This is a genomic window from Flavobacterium zhoui (assembly GCF_042787235.1).
Classification (GTDB): domain Bacteria; phylum Bacteroidota; class Bacteroidia; order Flavobacteriales; family Flavobacteriaceae; genus Flavobacterium; species Flavobacterium zhoui.
Map to the genome: position 1 here is coordinate 18,320 of NZ_JBHZPY010000015.1, position 21,893 is coordinate 40,212.

The window sequence follows — 21,893 nt, forward strand, 5'->3', positions numbered from 1 at the left end:
TCTAGTCTCTCGACTGCGCTCGAGATGACACGCTCGAGGTGACACGCTTGAGATGACACGCTCGTGATGAGGTTGCTTTGCTTCAAGTCTCGTAACTCCTCGCAATGACTTTAGCGTTTGTCTTTCGTTCTACTATCAAATGTTATTAAATTGAACATTTGTCGCATTCTGCAGCGGAGTCGGTTGCCGTAGTTGTTTTCGATTTCGGAGGCGGAAAGGTTGGTGGTGATGTGAGTGATGGATTTGTTTTCGACAAACTGTTCGTAACGGCTGATTAGAACCTCAGCCATGACGTTACAATCATTTCCGAAGTGCTTTATTTGCTGTTCGGCACCTAAATCGTCAAAGCAATAACCGGTTAGTTTCGATTGATTGGTTTGCTTTAGCGTGTAGCAGTTGATGGCCTCAAAGCCATTTTTGGCAAATTCAAACGAGACTTCTCTACATGTTTTGATTTTGTATTCGGATGCATGATAGGCAAATGGACGTACTAAGTTCATTAAAGATGTTTTTCCGCAACCTATTGAACCTGATAATAGAATTCCTTTTGATAAGTCTATATTTTGGTTTATTGCAGCTTTCTCATCTTTTATCATATAAATCAACAATTTGTAGATGGTAGGATAATCCATTTCGCTGATTTGAAACGAACTTCCATAGGTTGTTTTTCCTTGGTTCTCTAGGTATTCGAGACATTTCTGGAAATTATACACTTTGAAACCTTTATGGACTAGGAAGGTTTCACGGACGGATTTACAATGGTTCGTCATAGTTTTTCTGGGTTGCTGTGTGCAAGTGCATCGGTTTTGGTTGGGCGTTGTAATCGGATTTTGGAGTGTTTGTTGCAAACTTAGCTGTGTTGAGCATCCAGTTTCTTGCTGCAGCTTTCCAATCTTTCATTTTTGTTTTACCGCCTATGAGCCAACCAATGCTGGAGTAGTAATTGAAAAACTTATTGGCTTCTATTTGGGAACTTTCTTTGAAAGAGAAGTATTCCAGTATCATTTCGAGTGATGGTTTCTCGTCCTTCGACTCCGCTCTGGATGACACGCTCGAAATGACAGTTTCGTACAAACTGTTTTCAGTTTGATTTTTTGAGTTTGCTTCAAAAAATAAATCGAGTTCAACTGGTTTTTCTTTTTTGGCGCAACTTTTTTCTTTTTGCTGCCCGCTTTCAGTTTGTTTTTTATTGGTGGCAGCGAATACGGGAAGTATTTGCTGACCGCTCTCCGTTTTTATTTCCTTTTCTTTTGGATTTATCAAAGGATTCAAATTTTGAACTGGTTGATTTATTAAATTTTTTTCTATATCTATTTTTGTATTGTTTAAATTGTTTTTAACTGTTTGTTTTTTATTATATATATAGAGCTGTTCATTTACCTGTTCAATGACTTGTTCATTTTTTGATTCGGTCAAATTGTGAACGGGTTCATTTTTTGAATGGGTTGAGTGTGGTATTTTTGACATTGTTTTTTCTTTTTCAGAAAAATTGACCATTATGATGTTGGAGCAAGAGTGTGGATTGAATGTTGGGTTGTATACCATAAATCCTAAAAGTTCTAATTCTTTCATGCATTTATGATACGTTGCTTTTGAATTGATCTTGCTGGCTTTCATGATTTCTTCCCGAGAAATGCCTGTTGGATTCTTGAATCGGTTTACGTTCCAACATTGGAAAAGTGCCAAATAGAGCGAAATGTGTGTTGGATTTAGGTTGGGTTCATAATTGATTTTATTGAAAAATCCGGTGAGGTGTTTGATGTAGTTCATGTTTTTAGTGAGAAGTGTCTCTCGACTGTGCTCGAGATGACGGTGAGTGGTGAAAAGTGTCTCTCGACTGCGCTCGAGATGACGGGGAATGATAATTTAATTGCTTCGCTCCTTGCAATGACTTTACTTGAAAAGGATAGGGAGGGCATTTACTTTATTTCCGTTTAAAAGTTTTTCTATATCAGTTTGGTCGTAATACATAATTCCACCGATTTTGGTATAGGTCAGTGTGCCGTTAATGCGAAGGTTTTGTAAAGTACCGGGTGAAATATTCAGCAATTTTCGGACCTCGTTGGATTTGAGCCATTGTTTCTGCCGGAGTGGTTTGGATTGTATGATTCCTTTTAAATCATTGAGAAGAAGACTTCGAAATTCGTTTAAGTCTTCCATTGTAATTAATTGCTCGCGGTACATTCTGTTTTTAGTAGCGTTGGTGGAGCTGTTGCTTTCAAGTGCCATAACTTATGTTTTAGGTTGTTATGGTACAAAAGTGTTGGTATTGGTTGATTTTATATCACAAGTGGTTCACAAGTTGTGAAAGAAAAAAGGAGCATTTATTTTGAAATGGTTGTGGTTATTGACTTTTTTTAATAAAAATATAAGAACGGATATAAGAAGTACGTTTATGTAAGTACTGATTTTTTGTTTGAAGAAATCTTTACTTTTTTCCTTGATGAAAAAAGTAACAAAAAAATCAAGCCTGCGTACCCCTGTCGGTCAAATTAGTTTTCGAGTGCTAAAAGAGGCAGCACTCGCTGCGCTCAAACAGCTTTTCTTTTTGCGCATTCGTCAAACATTTGACACTCGACTGCAGATGCTAATGACGTTTGGGTCTGGTAAATATTAGCGAGTTGGCTAAACATATTTAAAATCTTAAACGTCATTTTATATTGCTTTTTTTGGAATAAAATTTATGCCTTTAACTGACGTTTTGAATAATTATACCCAGCGGGTTATATGAGTGAGCAGAGCTAATTTTTTCTAGTGTTTTTTGAGTGTATAAAAATCATACTAAAAAAATATTTTTAATTGTTTACTGCTATTGATTTGTTTAATTCCGTACAGAAGTAGCTAGGGGATATTCCTGTACGGGATTTAAATGCTCTTGTGAAGTTTTGAGTAGAACCAAATCCAGCTTCGTCTGCTAGAGATTTGTTTTTGTAAATACGGTATTTATTCTCACTTTTAAGCAATTCTATGATATGATCAATCTTAAGATCAGTGATATATTCAATAATTCCTTTGTTACGGTATTTTGCAATTATTTTTGAAGCATATTTGGTATTTGTATTCAATAAAGAAGCCAATTTCAATAAATTCATCTCTTTTTCGAGATACTTTTTACTGATTTCGAATTTTTCCAATTTTTTTAGGATTGCAGCAACTATTTGAGGATTGATATCGAGTTCCTTACTTCCGTTTGCTACAAATAATTTCGATGTTGCCGGTTGGCGGTTCATCAGCTCTTGAAATAATTTTTTAGATCTAAAATGTCTGTAAACAAGGAATGAAATTATTGACATCAAGACTGCTGTGGTACTAATGGCAATATTAGTTATGGAATTATTGGAGTTTTCTAAATTACGTTGCGTTTGCAGTAGTTTTTCAGTATCGTATACTTTAGTTATTTTTCCTGAAAGGTATTTGTAATTGTGTTCTAATAATTGATCGATTTTTAAGAGTTGATCTACGTAAAGTAAATGTGCTTTTTTATCATTTTTAATTAGAGAATAATCAATTAGCAGTTCATAGGCCTCCCTTAATTCCGGACTTATATAGTTTTGCTGTTGGAAAATTATATCTACTTTTTTGAAATAGGCTACGGCTTTTTCTTTTTGATTTTGAGACCAATAATTTTTACCGATATAAAAATAAGCAAGAGTTTCATTGGCAAAATCTTTATTACTCTTAATATCCGGTAATGCCAACGATAATTTTTTTATAGCATCGACATAGTTGTGTTTAAAAGATTGGTTTATACCTTCAGAAAATAGAAAGTATGATTTCATTCTGAAAATTTCAAATTGAATTGCCGCTTTTATTCCTATTTGATTTATTTGACTGCTTAATTGGTATTTATTAACTCTGCTGTAGCATTGACCTAATGAATATAATGAATTGACATAGGCGTGATCATTTTGCTCTTTAAAATAAGTAACGCACTCTTTGAATAAACTTATTGCTTCGTGATAAAATCCAAGATAATATTTAGTTAGCGCTTTGCAGTATTTTAATTTGTAAATAAGATATTCGGCGTTTGTCTTGGAAATATAATCCTCGGCAATGAGGTAATTGTCCAGTGCTTTCATCATCTTTTTATCATCATAATATACTATTCCTTTTGTCATATAAGCGGATCCAATCAATTCAGCACTGTTTGTTCTTTTAGCAGCAATAACCAAACTGTCAGCATATAGGTGTCGGAGTTTTTTATCGAATTTATATATTAAGGATTTATAGGCGAGAGCTATTTGCTTATCGTTTCTTTCGGATTTGGCTTTAGCTAACCAAGACTGTGCATATAAGCGTTCTTTTAAACTATCACTTTCCTTATAATTTATTTTTTCATTGAAGTAGTTACAGTCTTTATTTGAGAGACTATCTGGAATTATAAACTTTTTTTGAGCGTTTAAGCTGATAAAAAAACAAAGTAAAAGTAAGATTAAGTAGTTTTTTTTCATGTTCTAAAATGGGGATTATAGCGTTTTAAAAACAAAATAAAGGAGTTGGGCCTCTATTTATCAGGATTAAATGTAGCTAAAAAACTTCAATAATTAAGATAATTACCCTGAGAGACCCTAAATGTATTTTTTGAATGTTAAGTTGTTGGTTATGTACTATTTGTTCCTGAATTGACTGTTGTCAATTCAGGAATTACACCTATTAAATTCCCGAATTGAACAGCAGTTGCGTTGTGTGTTGCGGACTACACATTTAGTTTTGCCCTGAATTCGAATGGTTTTGTTATGAGCAAAATCGCCACTGTTCCCATTACCCCGGGTGAAAAGAACTGATGAAAAAAGTAATCAGTAACATTTAAAACATTTACAAAAATGAAAAAAGTATTTTTATTCCTAGCCATTTTAATGTGCTATTCCATTTCGCTTATTCTGCAGTCTTGTAGTACTGATTCTGAATCAACTATTGACAATGCACCCAATAGTTTTGAAAAGAGAACGCACTACACTAAATACAACTCAATAAGTAGTCGTATCATTCCAGCTAATAGTGCTAATCCTTATGATGAGGCAGGAAGAAAACTTTATAAGAAAAAGTCTTATGTCATTCTTCAAAATCTACAAAAAGGTAGTGTAATTAGCAGCGTGAAGAGTAGTGATACCAATTCTTTATCATCAGGAAAAGTATCGCCTATTCTTTCGGATAGTCTGTCTGAATTAGTTGCTAATTGGGATTTATCAGTAGAAACCAAATTAAGTTTTAGTCGGTTTATTAATTCCTTGCTGCTTCTTTCAAAAACGGAAGAACGATATGAAGTTCTATATGATTTTATAGTTGCTTATGAAGCGAGTGTTTTGATAAATGAGACGTTTACGGAAAATGATAAAGAGGTTGTTTTAACGAATTCATCAGTTGTTCGGTATGAAACTTATGAGGAGTCAATAACACCTCCAAAGAATAAAGATCCTGATTGGACTATTCTTTTTAGAGAAGTTAGTTCATCAAAAAAGTACTAGCTGTTGATTTTTAATAGAAATTTTATTTTTAAATAATTAGGTTGATAGGGCTGTCCAGATGGGCAGCCTTTTTTTAGTTTGTCAGATTTTTATTTTAAATGGTGTTCGCAGGATCTTTGATTTGTATTTTCAATAACGAATGGTCTCTGATTATAGATTTTACTTTTTTCCTTGATGAAAAAAGTAACAAAAAATTATTCATGGTTTATTATTGTTTTTTGGTATTCATGACCCGAGCCTGAAAGGCGAACGGATGAAATAATCTTCGATTTCACTGCCTGAAAATTCAAAACTTAAAAACTACCTCAAAACTCCATTCCGCGCCCCTACCCGTTCGCCTTTCATGCTCAGCTTGCGGAGCACTGCAATTCCGTTTTTCGTTGTTTATTGACGTTTTTAATTTAAGGGCGGATTCTAAAGCGCAAATTTTAATTCTCATCCGCGTTGTCCATGCGGATGATGAGTTTGTTTTTGAGGGTATTTAGGAATTTAGTTCTTTCCGTTTTTCTGTTTCGGATTTCGAGAAAGACGCGGTGGAATTGCCCTAAATCAATTTCAAAAACGGATTCGAAGAAGCTTGTAATTTCTTTGAGTCCTGAGGTGCCGTTATTAAAAACGCCTTCGGTATGGAGTGCATAAATCAACTCGATCAGTTCTACTTTTGATCCCGTCCATTTTGGGCCTTTAGAGAGTTGAGAAGGTGATTGGATTGTTTTACTGCCTAATTTTTGGATTTGCTCTTCCAGAAAAACTTTAATCTCATCGTTGGCTAGTATGCTGGCCACTTTATAGTCATGCGAGGTCGTGAAGTGATGATCTGCCTGAAAATAAAAACTGTCCACCATTAGCTTAAGATCATATTTTGCACGTATAAAATATTTATTATCAAGGCAGTTGTTGCCGGTGCGGTAGTAGCGGTAAAACTCCTGGTTCTTCTCGAAAAAGACTTTTAATTTATTGAGTTCTGCTTTATAATATTTACCTATTGTTTTTTGAGACCCGAATGGCTTGTTGGTTTCAATAATGTAAATTTCGTTATAGTATATCAGTTTGGCAGCAAACTTAGGCTTGATGTCCCGGAAGAATTCTATTTCCTCTGTTTTGTTTAGCCTTTTATATTTTATGAAAAAGGTTTTTAGTTTCTCTAAGACAATAATACTGATCTTAATTGCCTGCTCGGCCAACTGTACCTGATTTTCTGTTTCCAGATGGATCAATTTTAACTGATGTTCTAATTCGGACATCAAGGATTCAGCAAACAATTTCATTAGGGCTGTTTTAGATTTACAATTTGACTGATTCGGTAATTGAATCCGGAGGCAAATCTATTTGATGGTTGTTCGTGGTGCAAATGGAGTGGTGTTCAATTCCCGAATTGAATATTGAAATTCCCGAATTGCATAGTGGTTATAATTTTTACTTTCTAAGTAGTTTTTTTTGGTAATTAAGCTGTGGAAGAGAGTTTTAATGATCGCAAAAATGTGATGATTAGTAGTGATAATTATTGTTTTTTTTGATTTTGATTTGAAAACACTATTAAAAATAGTGGAGTCTAATAGTTTAATGTGTATTTCTGAATATTTTGATTAAAAAATAACTTGTTTTGATTCAATTACTCTTATTTTTGTGAAAGATGGTGATTTTTCTTATTGACTATCATGGAATGTAATTCCGGATCATTAGGTGTAACCGGCAATAGTTCGAGAACGGGAAATCTCGAATAGTTATGGCGCAGCAGGGAGAACTTGAGGATATATTTTTGAATGCTTTTGAAAAGTAAGAGATTAATATTGGACGGATGAAACGTTGTGGCTTGATAAGAAATCGGGAAAATGAAGTAATAGAAGTAATAAATATAATTTTGGCAAATTAAGCTTGTTTTTACTAAAACTTAATTTCGATAGACAATAAAAAATATTTGATAGAATGGATAAATATCTACAAGATTTAATTGACTAGATTAAAACGTGTTCATGATGCGCTTTTTTAGGTACTTATTAAAAAGATATGTACACAAAAATGACGTTTTGTATAAATATTCCAAAAACATGTATAGAAAAACATGGTTTTATACATGAAAAAAAAACAATTTTCAATACTTTTTTAAATTATGCACAAATATACCAAACATAGTATTCAGTGGTTTTACAATCTTCTTGCACAAGGTGAATGCGATATTCTTGATTTTAAAGAACAACTTGAAGATAAAGTTATTTTTGGTAAATCAATTAAAAATTTTGCACCTAAATATGAGGAATTAGCTAAAGATGTTGTTGCTTTTGCTAACAAGAAAGGAGGCTTTTTGTTTGTAGGTATCGTTGATGATACCAAAGAAATAAACCCTATTTTTTTGGCTACAGATGCTAAAATATTTGAATTAATCAGACAAGTTCAAGATAGAACTTTTCCTTCGATTACGTTACATCCCCACAAACTTAAAATAAATAATAGTGAAGTGCTTGTTCTCGAAATTCCTTTTTCGCCACAAATGCACAGAACCTCTAAAGGAGAATATTTAATTAGGAGTAATGACGGTAATAGGGCCATTGAACCTTATGAAATTGCTACCATTCAATCGGAAAAGGGACTAATTGTTTATGATCAAAAAACTTGGGATTTTCCTTTTCAATCTATTGAACAGGATAAACAAAGAAATCCTATTCCGGGATGGCAAGACCTTTCAAGAACCCGATTACTTTACAATCGAATTCAAAGCGAAAAACCTAAAAGCCCTTATCTCAAGAATACATCAAATGAATTTACAGAAACATTAGGACTCGTTAAGGAAGAAAATGGTGTTCAATTACCCACAACCACAGGTGTTTTATTCATTGGTAATCAAAAAGCATTAAAAGAAATGCCTTATAGCCAAATTAAATATATTCGTTACTATGAAGATGGGAGTTATAAACCATTTGAATATTCTGGCAATTTGATTGAAATTGCAGATGCTTGTTTCAGTCAATTAAAATCTGAAATCAAAGTCAAAGAATTTCATTTTGGTTTGTTTCGGGATTATATAGAGGATTATCCAGAAATTGTACTACGGGAAATGCTTATTAATGCGATTGTACATCGTGATTACAGCCGACAACAAATTATAGAAATTAGAAAGTTTCCTAATTATATAGAATTTGAAAGTCCGGGGCATTTTCCACAAGGTATAGATGAAACGAACTTTCTTCGTAAAACAAACCCTCGTAATCCTAATATTATGGATGTGATGCGGGAAGTAAGTTATGCCGAAAAAGCAGGTACTGGTTTTGATAAAATATTTACAGCCTTATTGTCTAAAGGAAAAAACTTACCCAAATCAATACAAAATGAACATTCTATTATTTTTAGAGTTGATGCTGATGTCTATTCTGAGAAATTAGCAGAATTGAGTCACGAATTCAAGCAAATTACGGGTATTGATATTGATCTAGAAAAACTATTGGTGATCAATTGTATTTATACCGAAAAGAAACAAACTTTTCAACAACTGGAAGCTAACCCGTTTGTCAACCAATACCAATTACGAAGAATATTAAAAGAATTGCAAGAAATAGAATTTATAGAAACAACCGGAAAAACTTCAGGAGTTAAATATATTATCCATAAAAACAAATTAGCATCTACAGAAGATAAAATCAGCTATTCCAAATTAAAGAAGCAAGAAAAAGCTAGGCAGATTGAAGCAATTATCAGATACCTTGACAGTGCAGATGAAATAGACAATGAAGCTGCCAGAAAGTTACTTAATCTTGCTGATTCAGACGTGTCCTACGTATCAAGACTTTTTGCCGAAATGATAGAAAAAGATTTCGTGGAAATTGCAAGAGAGATAAAACATAATCAAAGAACCTATAAAATTAAAAAATGATTGCAAAGAAAAATGAGTTGAAAAACAAGGGATTAGCTATGGTTTTCTTTGCAGGTTTCTTTGCAGTTTTATAAACTTTGCGAACTTTTTATAAAGAATATCGATAGGTTTTTGGGTAATTGAAATACATTTTCTTTGTAAATCTTTGCAGAAAAATTAACTTTTTTAATACTGTTATAAATAGTAAATGCTATGTTTATCAGCTATTTAAGGTAAATGTCATTTGCAATCTTGTTTGTAAAAACAATAACTTTTATAAACCTTTCAACAACTTTTGCAAAGAATAATTGTATAGATGGTATTGATTATTTCGCAGGTGTGGGTAGTATTGTAAATCTGTTTTTTAAATATACTCAAAATAATCTTCTTTGGAATTTATTGAATTTTTCTGATAGAATTTAGAATAATTAATCACATAGCCTTCATATCCACAGCTTTTTAAAATTAGTTTGCTAATCAAGGTATATAACTTGGCGCTTACATGTAACATGTGATTATCTATTTCTTCACTAGTTCTTTCTAGCTCATTATTCATCAAAATGTTTCCATGCAGAAGATAATTACGATAATCAAGTGCTTTTTCTTCTTCTGCTGTGAGCTTTATTTTTAACTGATCAAAGGGCGCTCTTAACTTCTCCGCATTGGTTAATCGATTAAGATTTACGGGTTTGTTAATTTCATTTATTCTTCGTCTTATTTTTATTTCAGCTTCGGGATTTATCTTTGGAGCATGTTTATCTATGAGCGTATTCATCTCATAAATTATTTTTGCAACGAGATCTTTATCATTGATTAACTTTTCTTGTTTATTTTGCTTTATGATAATAATATTAGCAAAGGATTCCAAAATAACAGAAAAAACACCAGGCATTGAAACTATAGATTTTAAGCTTGCCACTTCCATCAGGAAAATGATGGCTACTGAAAAATCCATATTTTGACGGAGTTGGTTAATCAGTTCTGAAATTACCGGAGCAGGAATCACTTTCAGTTTACCATAATAGTTATCTGCTATTTCTTTTTCCTTTTCTTTAAATAGTTTTGAATATGGATTTGATGTAACCGGATGGAAAATAGATTTTAGGGAGTTTCTTGCCAGACGCTGGTATATGAAGTTTTCTCCGGAGAATATGTAATTTTCACCACCAGGCATGTAGCCAATTAAAAAACCGATTCCTTTTTGGATAGCATATGAATCTTCCTCGAATTCTTCTAGTGTTACTGCATCCAGATTTTCGATTATAAAATAACTATTCTCTCCGTTACGATTTTGGGTAATATCATACGATTTTTTCATAACGGCTAACCTCACGCAGTCAAAAGCCCAAGGAATAATACCATCATGTTTAGGCTTTTCAAGCTTGTAATGAAAGATATTTGTTCTTTTTGAGTCATCAAAAAAAAACATTCTGAAGAATGAGGAGTTATTTAGGTTCCCTTTATTTACTCCATCTATATCGAAAGTGTGTTGCGCTGGAATTTCAGCTAATCTAGAGCGTGTAGGTTTTTGAAAATCAGTAGATTTAATTGTGAAAGGTTCTCCATTAATCAGAATTTTAATTTTTTTGTCCTCGCTATATGGAAAAATGCCTTCAAAGGAAAGCTGATATTCTTTTTTTGACTTTGTGAGATATGCTTCTCCTGGACAAGCCTCTAAAGTTACTTTATGCTGTTTGAAACTTTCTAGCTGTTCAATTATTCTCAACTCTGTTGCGAAATTTTTATGTTTTGATTGTTTCACTGTTGATGGATTTTTTTACCTATTTAAAAATTGATTTATTAGTGTGGAGTATGGATACTTTGAATAACTTGGAGTCTAGATTGAGAGGGTTTATATAACAATGTTATTTGGAGAGGTTAACGTCTCTAGTTGACAGTCACGGAATGCAATTCTAAGTCTACAGGTACTAAAATAAAATTTGACTTTGTCAATTTTTTAAATAGCGAGGCTAAACTTTATAAGTGATTTAGGTTAGGCGATATAACTATGGCTTGCAATGTATATAAACATCTGTATTAACTTCTTGACAACTTGAAATTAAGGATGATATAAACCATAAGATTTGAATTGCTTCACTTCTTCGAGCAAATGCGACCCCATTCCTTAAATTATTTAGATTTTGTTCTAATGTGTTTCTTGAAATGAAATCAATTACTAAATGAACTTCTCCTTTATAATGTGGATTATTAATAGCAGCTTGGTATTGATTAATAGCATTGTCTACATTATCTCCTTTTCTTAATCTAATGATATTCGTATTGACACCATCGTTATTATAAGTTGAAACCCAAGTGTCTCTCTTTTCCAGCAATTGGTATGTCTGAGGACTAAGATTACCTAAGTTTTTTTGTGCTTGTCCAACAATGTCCTGAAATGCAGATGCTGAAAATTGAGTGGTGTTATGTTTAGAATGAAAAAAGATAATTTTACTATCATAAATGGCTATATGATCGGCCCATTCTTTTATTAAGTCGTCGCAGATAAAGTATTCTGCATCGTCCATAAAATTTTGTTCAACAAAATTAAAAATGGATAGATTTTCAAATTCATTTTGACCAGTACTGAATAAACCTTTTTCACTGTCGCAAAGAACTAAATCATCATGTGCTACAAAAATTTTCATGAAATGATCAATATTTCCTAGAAGTTTTGTGTCTTTGAATAATTTACGGTTTGAATAAACCAAATCAATATTATCAAAATTTATAATAAAGCTACTTGAATTACTTATATAATCTATAATTGAAATTTCTGTTCCGTTGGCTTTCATTAGCTTTAGATGTTTCAATTTATGAGATTTAAGTGTGATTGATTTTTCATTAAATTTTAATTCAATATCATTCACAATAGGATTGTCAACCTTAAATATATCGTAGTGAGCATCGTACATAATTTTAGACAAACGTTCGAAATTTTCCAGATACTTTATTATGTCAATATTTCTTTCTAGAATTAAATCTTCGTCTAAAAATCTAATTACACTATTAGAGATAACTTCATTTTCGAAATCTGTATATAGCCCGCTAAATGTAAAAAGAATTGATATTGGAACTAAAGTATCGCGAAGACTTTCATAATCTTGTGGTTCGGCAAAAACTGATAAAAATGTTTCTTTTTCGATATGATGTTTAATTTTATTAACCAAATTTTCTGCCCAACCACAAAATTCTTCGATAGAATTTTTTCTTCCAAATTTATTGATTCTGGAAGAATTTAAAATTAGTGAAACTTTTTCATCAACATTCTTCAATCTCAATGAATTCAACATATAATTATTAGCGCCTAGTGCGGAAAAATTTTCTTTTAAGTCAATAGCTTCAAGGCTTTTCTCGCGTAATGATTTATCCGAGACATTAAGATTCTTAAGGTTAAATTTTTCAAATTGCGTTTCATCTTTTATAAAAAGAGTTGATAAAACTTTGTAATCAAGAGGGTCAAACTGCTTTATAAAATCTTGAATTTTGGATATATTTTTTCTACTGATAACTAAATAATCGTCGATTTCTACAATTAGAAGATATGCTAATTTTGTTTCAATCCAATTCTCAACTGACTCATCAATGAAAGTCGGTTGTGAATTATATTTGAAAACACATATCGAATATAAGATTTCAATATTATTTATTGTTATGGATTTTTTTACTTCTTTGAGTAAGAAGTTACTGGACTTTATTACCGAAGCATCTCTAAAAACCTTCTCAATTTTATATTTAGAAATGTTTGCATTTTTTGCATTATGAAAAATATATGCATTTTCATTAATGATAATGTTTTCAAGTTTTTCTTGTTCGGTCATGTTTGGTGGTTAAATCGCGTGAATAATAAACAACATCAACAAGTAACACTTTTTTTTAAAGTTTTGTCATATATCAAGCTATTTATTCTAGTTCGTAAATAAAGACTTTTATAAGTATTGTTACAATACCCACATTTAGTGATATTTTGACTTAAATTAAAGAGTATAACAGTAAGCTAATTCCAATGTGGCATCTTTTATTATTTCTTATCCCTCTTTTTCCAACTATCATTATAATACCTATTCCTCATGGACTCATAAAACTTCCCTATCACATAAAGACCTAAAAGCCAAACCACAACAAACCCAATGATTTCATACCATTCCATATTTTGAATCTTTAAGTAAGTTCAAAATATGTGTTTTTATTTTTAATACGATATGCAATTTGGAAAATTCAATATGCAATTTGGGAGTTTTAAAAAATAAAAAAGATGCCTCTCTGAGCATCTTTTTTATATAATCTTATTATTTTCTATAATTCTAATATTTTAAAAAATTCCGACAACTTGATATTTCTTGATTCGCAAATTTTTTTAAGAGTATTAACAGGAATATTATAATTTGATCCTTCGATATTAAGCGAAGTGTTTTTAATTTTTCTAACGATGCTTTCTTCAATATTATGATCCAATGCAAATGACCTCTGAGATTTATAAGGCTGAATCCAGTTACTGAAAATATAGTTACAAATAATGTTGCTAGTCTCTGTCATTAATAACAAAGAAAAGTCAATCAATAAAAAATAGCGCGTACTTTAGTACGCATTTCAAAGTATTTTGTTATATTTGTTTTATCATTACGAATATGTAATGTATTTTTGCGACTCTTCATATAAAATATTTGAAGCATTCGCTTTGAATCTCGGCTCGAAACTTGGCAGTTTAAAACCACGAGATGATAAGTAAGATGCTCACGTCTATAGGCGTGGGCTCACTTATTCGTGGTAGGTATGCCAAGTACCAGAGACGTTTATGCTGAGTTCCATGCCTTTTTTATTTTCAATAGGCACTACTTAAGCTTAATTTTCTCAGCATCGCTTCATCCTTTTTCATAGTCTCGCAGCAGTTTTAACCGCTAAAAAAACCATAACTATGAAATAAAAAAAATACTGTCAATTTAATGCCTGTGCTGTTTCTTTATTTTGAGTTAGTGTTTCAGTGCAGGTTCTTTTTTTTTTGATTGAGAAAAAAGCAAGAATTGTTATTTTGAATTTTGAATTGTAAATTTTGAATTGTAGGGAAGAGCACGCTGATGCTAAAAATCTATCTTCAATCTTTATGACGTACTAACACCAAATTACCCTAGCAATACAACTGGATTTACAACATCTAAATTTTCACTATGAAATACTACAAACAAATAAAAATAGGAATAATTATACTTTTTATAGCAACGATGTTCATGTGGTTTTATGGTTATAATAGCGCGAACTGAACTGATGTTAAAATTCACATCGTCAGGTGATTAGAGGTTATTAATTATTTTAAATTTTGAATTGGGTTAAAGAATTTAGAATATAGAGACAATAACATCGAATATAAATCTAATTAAAAAGTATGCCTATGATAGAATAATAATATTGAGATTGCTTTGCTTCTCTCGGGTGCGTCGAACCTCGAAATGAGATTGCTTCGTGCCTCGCAATGACAAAAAAGGCCCTCCAACCGTCTGGACAACTGAAAAGAGGACCAATGCTAACAAAACTAACGTTTCATTTAACTAAACCAAAATTATGAATATATTTTCATTTTACAAGGGATGGCCGGCGATTCCTTTGATTTTAGGGATTTGCTTATGCGATTTTCCTGTCCATGCCGCAACAATCAACCCTTCCGCTTTTGCGACGGTAACAAAAAAAATTATACCTCAACAGCAAGTGCAAATCAGTGGTACTATCACTAATGGTACAAACCCTTTAGCCGGTGTGACCATTTCCGTAAAAGGTAAAGCTACAGCTGGAACTATTTCGGACTTTAACGGGAACTATACGCTAACTGCATCAGCAGACGATATAGTAGTCTTTAGTTTTATGGGATTTGTAACCGTTACAGAACCTATAGACGGACGTAAAATACTAAACGTACAATTACAAGAAGATGCTACCCAACTACAGGAAGTTCACATCAATGCGGGTTATTATTCTGTCAAAGAAAAGGAGCGCACTGGAAGTATTGCCCGTATTACAGCTAAGGATATTGAAAAACAACCAGTAACAAATGTGCTTGCTACGATGCAGGGAAGGATGGCTGGGGTTAATATTACCCAGACTACGGGGATGCCAGGTGGGGGATTTGATATCCAGATACGCGGACAAAATAGCCTGAGGTTTGATGGTAACAGCCCCATGTATATCGTGGATGGTGTGCCTTATGCTTCTGAACCCATTGGAAGCCTTTTTACGTCGGGACATTTGCCACGAAGAACGAGTCCGTTAAATAGCATTAATCCTGGGGATATAGAAAGTATAGAAGTATTGAAAGATGCCGATGCAACCGCTATTTACGGGTCGCGCGGTGCCAATGGTGTTGTGCTTATCAGCACCAAAAGAGGAAAAGCAGGAAAAACTAAATTCACGGGTAGTGTCTCTAGTGGTTCAGGCCATGTCACCCGATTTATGAAGCTAATGAATACCGCGGAGTACCTCGCAATGCGACGTGAAGCGTATGCCAATGACGGCGTTACGGATTATCCGGCTAATGCCTATGACATTAACGGAACATGGGATCAAAACCGATATACGAACTGGCAAAAAGAATTATTGGGAGGGAACTCCAGTATTAGTACTATGCAAACCTCATTGTCAGGCGGTTCAAAGCAAACGCAATTTGTATTAAGTGGTACTTATAATAAAGAGACTACTGTGTTTCCGGGTGACTATAAGTACGAAAAAGGCAATGTTCACCTGAATCTTAATCATGAGTCGGAAGACCAACGGTTCAGGATTAATTTTACTACTGGTTATGTGGTACAAAACAATACTATGCCGACAGCTGACTTTACGGGAGCAGCTCTAAGCTTAGCGCCCAACGCACCTTCGCTTTATGATGCCTTAGGGAATTTGAATTGGGAAAACGGTACTTTTGAAAATCCGCTACAATTACTTGCGACGGACTTTAAAGGGAGAACTAATGACCTTATTGCTAACTCACTGCTTTCGTACAGTCTGTTTAAGGGATTCGAACTCAAATCGAGTTTTGGTTATAGCGATTTGCGTTACAAAGAATTAAATCTGTTGCCTTCAACAATGTATAACCCCGCATATGGTTTAGACAGTTCCTCATCGTTGGTCTTTGAGAACAATACCAGCCGTAATTCGTGGATTATTGAGCCGCAGGCTAACTACCAGTTTACAGCAGGGCAATTCAAGATAGATCTGCTTGCCGGTAGCACTTTTCAACAGCAGATGTCGAACCAAGTTGTGCATATGGGCTATGGATTTTCAAGCAATGGTCTCCTTGAAAATCCGGCATCGGCATCCCTATTCTCCATTATGAACAGTGATGCAACGGTGTACAAATACCAGGCTTTTTTTGGCAGGGCAAATTTTAACTGGAAAGGCCGCTATATTATCAATATGACGGGTAGAAGAGATGGATCAAGCCGGTTTGGGATTGCTAACCGGTTTGCAAGCTTTGGGGCTGTTGGGGCATCATGGCTTTTCGGTGACGAACCAATTATAAAAAAACATGCAGAATTCCTCAGTTTTGGAAAGCTACGAGCCAGTTATGGTACCACTGGAAATGATCAGATAGGAGACTATCAGTATCTTGATACATACAGTACATCTGGTAGCAATTATGAAGGCATAAGCGGTTTACAACCGACAAGATTATTCAATAAGGACTTTGGATGGGAAACCAACCGAAAACTTGAAGTAGCACTAGAAACAGGATTTTTGAAAGACCGTATTTTTTTGACTGCGGCTTGGTACCGAAATCGTTCGAGCAGTCAATTACTAGGTGTGCCTTTACCAGGAACTACCGGCTTTAACTCGATACAGGCAAATCTTGACGCAGAAGTACAAAATAGTGGTTATGAATTGACCTTACGTACGTTGAACCTGCAAGGCGATAAATTGAGTTGGACAACGAATTTCAATTTTACTAGTGCTAGGAATAATCTGCTCTCTTTTCCGGATCTGAAAGGTTCGTCTTACCAATCTCAATTTGTCATTGGTCAACCATTGAATATTGTTAAGGTATTCCATTATATTGGTCTTGACCCGCAGACTGGTACTTATCAGTTTGAGGACTTAAACGGTGATGGCCTACTATCGGCTAATGATGACAGGGGGTTTGTAAAAGAACTGAATCCGAAGTTTTATGGGGGATTGCAAAACCAGTTGAAGTACGGAGCGGTGCAACTGGACTTTTTGTTTCAGTTTGTTAAGCAGGAAAACTATACTGAAGCATTTGGAACCCTTTTGCCGGGAACCATGTCGAACCAGCCAGCATCATTTGTGTCACACTGGCAAAATCGGGGAGATAGTGGTCCTAATCAGCTTTATAGTACAGGAATCAATCCTACTGCTCAGCGTGCAAACACCCTTTACTCCCAAAGTGATGCGGTTATAACGGATGCTTCTTACATCAGGCTGAAGAATATTTCACTGACCTATGATTTGCCGAAACAATGGACAAAATCCTTTAGTTGCAAGCTGAGCATGCAGGGGCAAAATGTACTTGTCCTCACTTCTTATAAGGGAGGGGATCCTGAATTTAAGACCGCAGGTTTCATGCCTCCTTTACGCGTTTATACTTCTACATTACAAATCACTTTTTAACTGAAGCCATGAAAAATATACTATCAAAGAAAGCAATGTTACCTATTTTGATTCTAAGTATTGCTATACTGGTTACAAGCTGCGATAGCTTCACAGAAGTTGACCTTCCAGATTCACAGCTTACTGCTGATGCTGTTTTTGAAGACCGTCTTACCGCTAATGCCGCGATGACTGATATTTACACAAAAATGCGCGATAATGGACTATTTACAGGCCTATTTACAGGGTTTTCGAACCAGTTGGGGCTCTACAGTGATGAACTTACCTCCTATTATAATCCAGGTAGTTTATCATTTAATTACGGTACTAATGCTTTGCAAGCATCGGGAACAGAAATAGCACAATTATGGAACAGTAGCTATAGCCAAATTTATGCTGCCAATGCCGTAATTGAGGGTGTGGATCATTCTGTTTCTCTGCCAGAACCTGACCGTAACCAATTGAAAGGTGAAGCTCTTTTTGTACGAGCGTTGATTCATTTCTATTTGGTAAATTCCTTTGGTGGTGTGCCGTATATTAGCACTACCAATTATGAAGCCAATCGCATTGCGCATCGTACTGCTGAAAATGATGCACTACTCTTAGTTAAATCTGATCTTGAACAGGCTATTGCACTTTTGCCCGACTCCTATATTAGTTCAGAACGTGTAAGGCCAAACCGCTATGCGGCTTATGCCATGCTGGCGAGAGTTAACCTTTATCTCCATTTATGGGATCAGGCTTCCAATGCTGCTTCTGCTGTTCTGAACCAAACAGATGTTTATGTATGGGAGAATGATCTTGATAAAATTTTCCTTAAAGAAAGTACAACTACGATTTGGCAATTGATGCCTGCTATGATGGGAGACAATACAAAGGAAGCTAAAACATTTGTGTTTTTTAACGGACCGCCACCTTCATCATCACTTTCACCGACCATTCTTACTGCGTTTGAGGCTAATGATCAAAGAAAAGTACACTGGACAAAAATGATTACAACGGGTGTTAATAGTTGGTCTCACGCTTATAAATATAAAGAGTCTTCCAATACGGGGAGTTCTGTAGAATACTCGATTGTGCTCCGACTTGCTGAGCAGTATCTGATTCGTGCTGAAGCCAGAGCGCAGCAAGGTGATTTGATTGGCGCTAAAGAAGATTTGAATAAGATAAGGAATACAGCAGGTTTAGGGGATACACCAGCATCAACTAGTGCAGAAATTATCACTGCCGTGCTAAAGGAACGCCAAACGGAACTTTTTTGTGAATTTGGACACCGCTTCTTTGACCTAAAAAGAAATGGCTTATTGGATACTGCATTGTCTCCTGTGAAATTGGGTTGGAATACTACAGATAGATTACTTCCGCTACCTCAAAAAGAATTGTTGTTAAACCCAAATCTTGCCCCACAAAATGATGGTTACTAGAATAGTTCAGAGAAAGAAAAAACTTCGTCATTCTTTTTTCTTCCGCTTAACTACATATTGTTTTTTGCTAGTGGGCTGCACGGTAGTAGGGCAGGTTTTACAAAAGAAAACGGTACCGGAAGAAGATTATCATTTATGGAGTGATATGCTATCGCACAGTATTTCTGATAAGGGAGGTTGGGCAAGTTACAGCCTGCAATACGATACAGCTGATACGCTATTTGCTATAGCAACAAAAAGCAGAAAAAAATACGCATTTCCTCATGGTACAAATGGGGAGTTTAATGGTGAAAATTGGTTTGCGTGTAAGCAGAATGATACATTGGTTTTGCAAGACTTAACATCAGGAAAAGTGAATTACTTCCCGGAAATTAGCAGCTATTCATTTTCGGGCAATGGTAAATACTTAATACTGATTAGTGATGATCAAAGTGGCAACCAGCGCTTAACTGTAAAAAACATGCTTGGTCAAACCGTGGCTAATGCTGATAATATCAACGAATGGATATGGAATATACGCAAGGATGCGATTGCATACGTTACTGGAAAAGAGAAAGTGGAAATACTTGAAATCTTTGACAATTTTATAAAAAAAGAGATTCCGGTTTTAACAGTTGGCGCGATTAAAAACCTGAGCTGGCTTAACCAAACTATTGCTTTTATTCAAAATAACAGCTTGAGAGGCAAGCTGTATGCCTATCGGTTAGATACTGGGAAGCTTTTATCATTTGTTCCGGAAAGCTGTTCCAATTTTCCTAATGATATGAGCATAGGTGCTGGTTTTTGTTCGGTTACTATTTCAAATGATGGAAATCGGATCTTTTTCAAGTTGAAAGAAAATGTGCCGAATGAAGATACAGCCGAAGTTGTTCAAGTATGGAATGGAAATGACAAGCAAATCTATCCCAATTTAAAAATGTATGGGGACTTTACATTACAGGATAAAGTCGCAGTATGGTTCGTAGAATCGGGTCGGTTTTTGCAGATTAGCAACAGGGAAGAGCCCTCTGCACTAATTGGGCGTACCGCAGAATATGCGTTGACTTGGAATGAATTCGAATCTGAGCCACATTTTGATGGTATAGGATCGAGAGATATTTATGTAACTGCAGTTCAAACGGGTACAAAGCGATTATTGCTCAAAGGATATCCTGGGACGGGGATGGATCCGGCATTTTCGCCCAAGGGCAATTACTTATCTTATTCAGTAAATGGTGACTGGTGGGTGTATGATTTCAAGAAGGACGAACACCGAAATATTACTCAAGATTTGGGCGTTCCAGTTCGTGATATCAATTATGATCGTGCGGGGCAAGTTCCTTTATATGGTATTGCAGGGTGGAGCATAGACGACAACTCACTTTTCATTTATGACCAGTTTGATATTTGGATGATTAGCGCTGACGGAAAGACAAAGAAACGGTTGACCAAGGGACGTGAAAATAAAACTACTTTTCGTTTTGCAACTTCCCAACGCAGGCTCCTCTCTAAGTTCGATTACATGGATCGGACCAATGCTATCATCAGTAATTCAACGCAGTGGATTTTATCTGCCCAAAATGCTGCGACAGGGTATAGTGGATTTTATAGATACGATGGGACAACTGGTGCGCGTCCAATTTTTTGGGAATACAAAAGAACTGACCGTGTGGTAAAGGCGAAAAATAGTAACGCTTTTACTTTTATCTCGCAACATTTTGATGCGCCCCCTGAGTTGCTGTTCGTCGATGCTCTTGGGAAAGTAAAAGAATTGTATCGCAGCAATTTTCAGCACCACAACTATTTGTGGGCTAAGGTTGAGAAGGTTTCGTATGTTGTAGATGGAAAACCCTTATCGGGTGTTTTAATTTATCCTGCGGATTTTGATTCTACGGTCAAGTATCCTATGATTGTTAGCATTTATGAAAGACAAGGAGGTAGTTTACATCGGTATGTTAACCCGACGCTATTGAACGAGAATGGGATTAACTTTACGGTATTGTCGTCAAAAGGCTATTTTATCCTGTTGCCTGATATTGTCTATGAAATGCGGCAAACAGGTGAATCAGCAAAAAAATGTGTATTGGCTGCAGTTGATACGGTTCTTTTAAAATATAATGTTGACCCCAATAGAATTGGATTAACAGGGCACTCCTTTGGCGGATTTGAAACAGACTACATTATAGCAAAAACGGACCGATTTGCGACCGCTGTATCCGGTGCGGCTATTACAGATTTGGTATCAAGTTATCTTTATTATAACACTGATTCTGCCACTACAAATTTTTGGCGATTTGAAAGCCAGCAGCAACGAATGAGGAAGTCGCTATTTGAAGTTTTATCAAGTTATCTCATAAATTCACCTATATTGCAAGCTGAAGGTGTAAACACACCTTTATTGTCATGGACAGGTGAGGAAGATAAACAAGTATACTATTTTCAAAGCATCGAGTATTATCTTGCTTTGAGAAGGTTGAAGAAAGAACATACTCTACTTATTTACCCAGAGGAATCTCATACGATATCTGACAGGAAGAAACAGACTGATCTCACAAAACGAATTGAGGCCTGGTTTGCGAAATATTTAAAATCTTAAAT

The 21,893-nt window shown here is 34.8% G+C and carries 13 protein-coding genes; 6 read left to right on the top strand and 7 right to left on the bottom strand.

Going from position 1 to position 21,893, the window contains the following annotated elements; translation table 11 throughout:
- Window positions 1-110: 110 nt before the first annotated feature.
- The 3 genes from ACFX5F_RS14790 to ACFX5F_RS14800 form a co-directional block, all read right to left on the bottom strand.
- Window positions 111-770, bottom strand: a complete 660-nt coding sequence (locus ACFX5F_RS14790) for a P-loop NTPase family protein (RefSeq protein ID WP_379852799.1) — start codon at window positions 768-770, stop codon at window positions 111-113.
- Window positions 754-1,770 carry a transcriptional regulator gene (locus tag ACFX5F_RS14795; RefSeq protein ID WP_379852801.1) on the bottom strand — a complete coding sequence of 339 codons (1,017 nt, stop codon included), beginning with the start codon at window positions 1,768-1,770 and terminating at the stop codon, window positions 754-756. Before ACFX5F_RS14795 ends, ACFX5F_RS14790 begins: the two co-directional genes overlap by 17 nt.
- Before the next feature lie 123 nt (window positions 1,771-1,893).
- Window positions 1,894-2,229, bottom strand: coding sequence for a helix-turn-helix domain-containing protein (locus ACFX5F_RS14800; protein ID WP_379852802.1), 336 nt, complete (start codon window positions 2,227-2,229; stop codon window positions 1,894-1,896).
- Window positions 2,230-2,443: 214 nt separating this feature from the next.
- Between ACFX5F_RS14800 and ACFX5F_RS14805 the strand changes: the two genes are divergently transcribed.
- Entirely contained in the window at window positions 2,444-2,617 is a 174-nt protein-coding gene (locus ACFX5F_RS14805; RefSeq protein WP_379852803.1) for a hypothetical protein, read from the top strand.
- Between the two features lie 178 nt (window positions 2,618-2,795).
- Here the strand turns inward: ACFX5F_RS14805 and ACFX5F_RS14810 are convergent, their stop codons facing one another.
- Window positions 2,796-4,451, bottom strand: a complete 1,656-nt coding sequence (locus ACFX5F_RS14810) for a helix-turn-helix domain-containing protein (RefSeq protein WP_379852805.1) — start codon at window positions 4,449-4,451, stop codon at window positions 2,796-2,798.
- 372 nt (window positions 4,452-4,823) lie between these two features.
- Between ACFX5F_RS14810 and ACFX5F_RS14815 the strand changes: the two genes are divergently transcribed.
- Window positions 4,824-5,465: a hypothetical protein gene (locus tag ACFX5F_RS14815; protein ID WP_379852806.1), complete on the top strand. Its 642-nt coding sequence runs from the start codon at window positions 4,824-4,826 to the stop codon at window positions 5,463-5,465.
- Between the two features lie 428 nt (window positions 5,466-5,893).
- Here ACFX5F_RS14815 and ACFX5F_RS14820 read toward each other — a convergent pair whose 3' ends face one another.
- Window positions 5,894-6,733, bottom strand: coding sequence for an RteC domain-containing protein (locus tag ACFX5F_RS14820; RefSeq protein ID WP_379852807.1), 840 nt, complete (start codon window positions 6,731-6,733; stop codon window positions 5,894-5,896).
- An 842-nt stretch (window positions 6,734-7,575) separates the two neighbouring features.
- Here ACFX5F_RS14820 and ACFX5F_RS14825 point away from each other — a divergent pair.
- Complete coding sequence (locus ACFX5F_RS14825) at window positions 7,576-9,330, top strand: RNA/DNA-binding domain-containing protein (RefSeq protein WP_379852808.1); 1,755 nt, start codon at window positions 7,576-7,578, stop codon at window positions 9,328-9,330.
- A 343-nt stretch (window positions 9,331-9,673) separates the two neighbouring features.
- Here ACFX5F_RS14825 and ACFX5F_RS14830 read toward each other — a convergent pair whose 3' ends face one another.
- A complete protein-coding gene (locus ACFX5F_RS14830) occupies window positions 9,674-11,071 on the bottom strand; it encodes a hypothetical protein (protein WP_379852809.1) in 1,398 nt (465 codons plus the stop codon).
- Between the two features lie 244 nt (window positions 11,072-11,315).
- The gene (locus ACFX5F_RS14835) at window positions 11,316-13,127 is read right to left on the bottom strand and encodes a hypothetical protein (protein WP_379852810.1); all 1,812 of its coding nucleotides are present in this window, start codon (window positions 13,125-13,127) and stop codon (window positions 11,316-11,318) included.
- A gap of 1,735 nt (window positions 13,128-14,862) precedes the next feature.
- Between ACFX5F_RS14835 and ACFX5F_RS14840 the strand changes: the two genes are divergently transcribed.
- The 3 genes from ACFX5F_RS14840 to ACFX5F_RS14850 are packed head-to-tail and all read left to right on the top strand — an operon-like array spanning window position 14,863 to window position 21,891.
- Entirely contained in the window at window positions 14,863-17,913 is a 3,051-nt protein-coding gene (locus ACFX5F_RS14840; protein ID WP_379852811.1) for a SusC/RagA family TonB-linked outer membrane protein, read from the top strand.
- An 8-nt stretch (window positions 17,914-17,921) separates the two neighbouring features.
- On the top strand, window positions 17,922-19,316 hold the full coding sequence (locus ACFX5F_RS14845) for a RagB/SusD family nutrient uptake outer membrane protein (protein ID WP_379852812.1): 1,395 nt from the start codon (window positions 17,922-17,924) through the stop codon (window positions 19,314-19,316).
- The gene (locus ACFX5F_RS14850; RefSeq protein ID WP_379852813.1) at window positions 19,303-21,891 is read left to right on the top strand and encodes a S9 family peptidase; all 2,589 of its coding nucleotides are present in this window, start codon (window positions 19,303-19,305) and stop codon (window positions 21,889-21,891) included. Before ACFX5F_RS14845 ends, ACFX5F_RS14850 begins: the two co-directional genes overlap by 14 nt.
- Window positions 21,892-21,893 lie beyond the last annotated feature (2 nt).

Excerpts from the sequence above, each read along its gene's own strand:
- ACFX5F_RS14790 (WP_379852799.1), bottom strand. The coding sequence starts at position 770 with ATGACGAACCATTGTAAATCCGTCCGTGAAACCTTCCTAGTCCATAAA.
- ACFX5F_RS14795 (WP_379852801.1), bottom strand. The coding sequence starts at position 1,770 with ATGAACTACATCAAACACCTCACCGGATTTTTCAATAAAATCAATTAT.
- ACFX5F_RS14800 (WP_379852802.1), bottom strand. The coding sequence starts at position 2,229 with ATGGCACTTGAAAGCAACAGCTCCACCAACGCTACTAAAAACAGAATG.
- ACFX5F_RS14805 (WP_379852803.1), top strand. The coding sequence starts at position 2,444 with ATGAAAAAAGTAACAAAAAAATCAAGCCTGCGTACCCCTGTCGGTCAA.
- ACFX5F_RS14810 (WP_379852805.1), bottom strand. The coding sequence starts at position 4,451 with ATGAAAAAAAACTACTTAATCTTACTTTTACTTTGTTTTTTTATCAGC.
- ACFX5F_RS14815 (WP_379852806.1), top strand. The coding sequence starts at position 4,824 with ATGAAAAAAGTATTTTTATTCCTAGCCATTTTAATGTGCTATTCCATT.
- ACFX5F_RS14820 (WP_379852807.1), bottom strand. The coding sequence starts at position 6,733 with ATGAAATTGTTTGCTGAATCCTTGATGTCCGAATTAGAACATCAGTTA.
- ACFX5F_RS14825 (WP_379852808.1), top strand. The coding sequence starts at position 7,576 with ATGCACAAATATACCAAACATAGTATTCAGTGGTTTTACAATCTTCTT.
- ACFX5F_RS14835 (WP_379852810.1), bottom strand. The coding sequence starts at position 13,127 with ATGACCGAACAAGAAAAACTTGAAAACATTATCATTAATGAAAATGCA.
- ACFX5F_RS14840 (WP_379852811.1), top strand. The coding sequence starts at position 14,863 with ATGAATATATTTTCATTTTACAAGGGATGGCCGGCGATTCCTTTGATT.
- ACFX5F_RS14845 (WP_379852812.1), top strand. The coding sequence starts at position 17,922 with ATGAAAAATATACTATCAAAGAAAGCAATGTTACCTATTTTGATTCTA.
- ACFX5F_RS14850 (WP_379852813.1), top strand. The coding sequence starts at position 19,303 with ATGATGGTTACTAGAATAGTTCAGAGAAAGAAAAAACTTCGTCATTCT.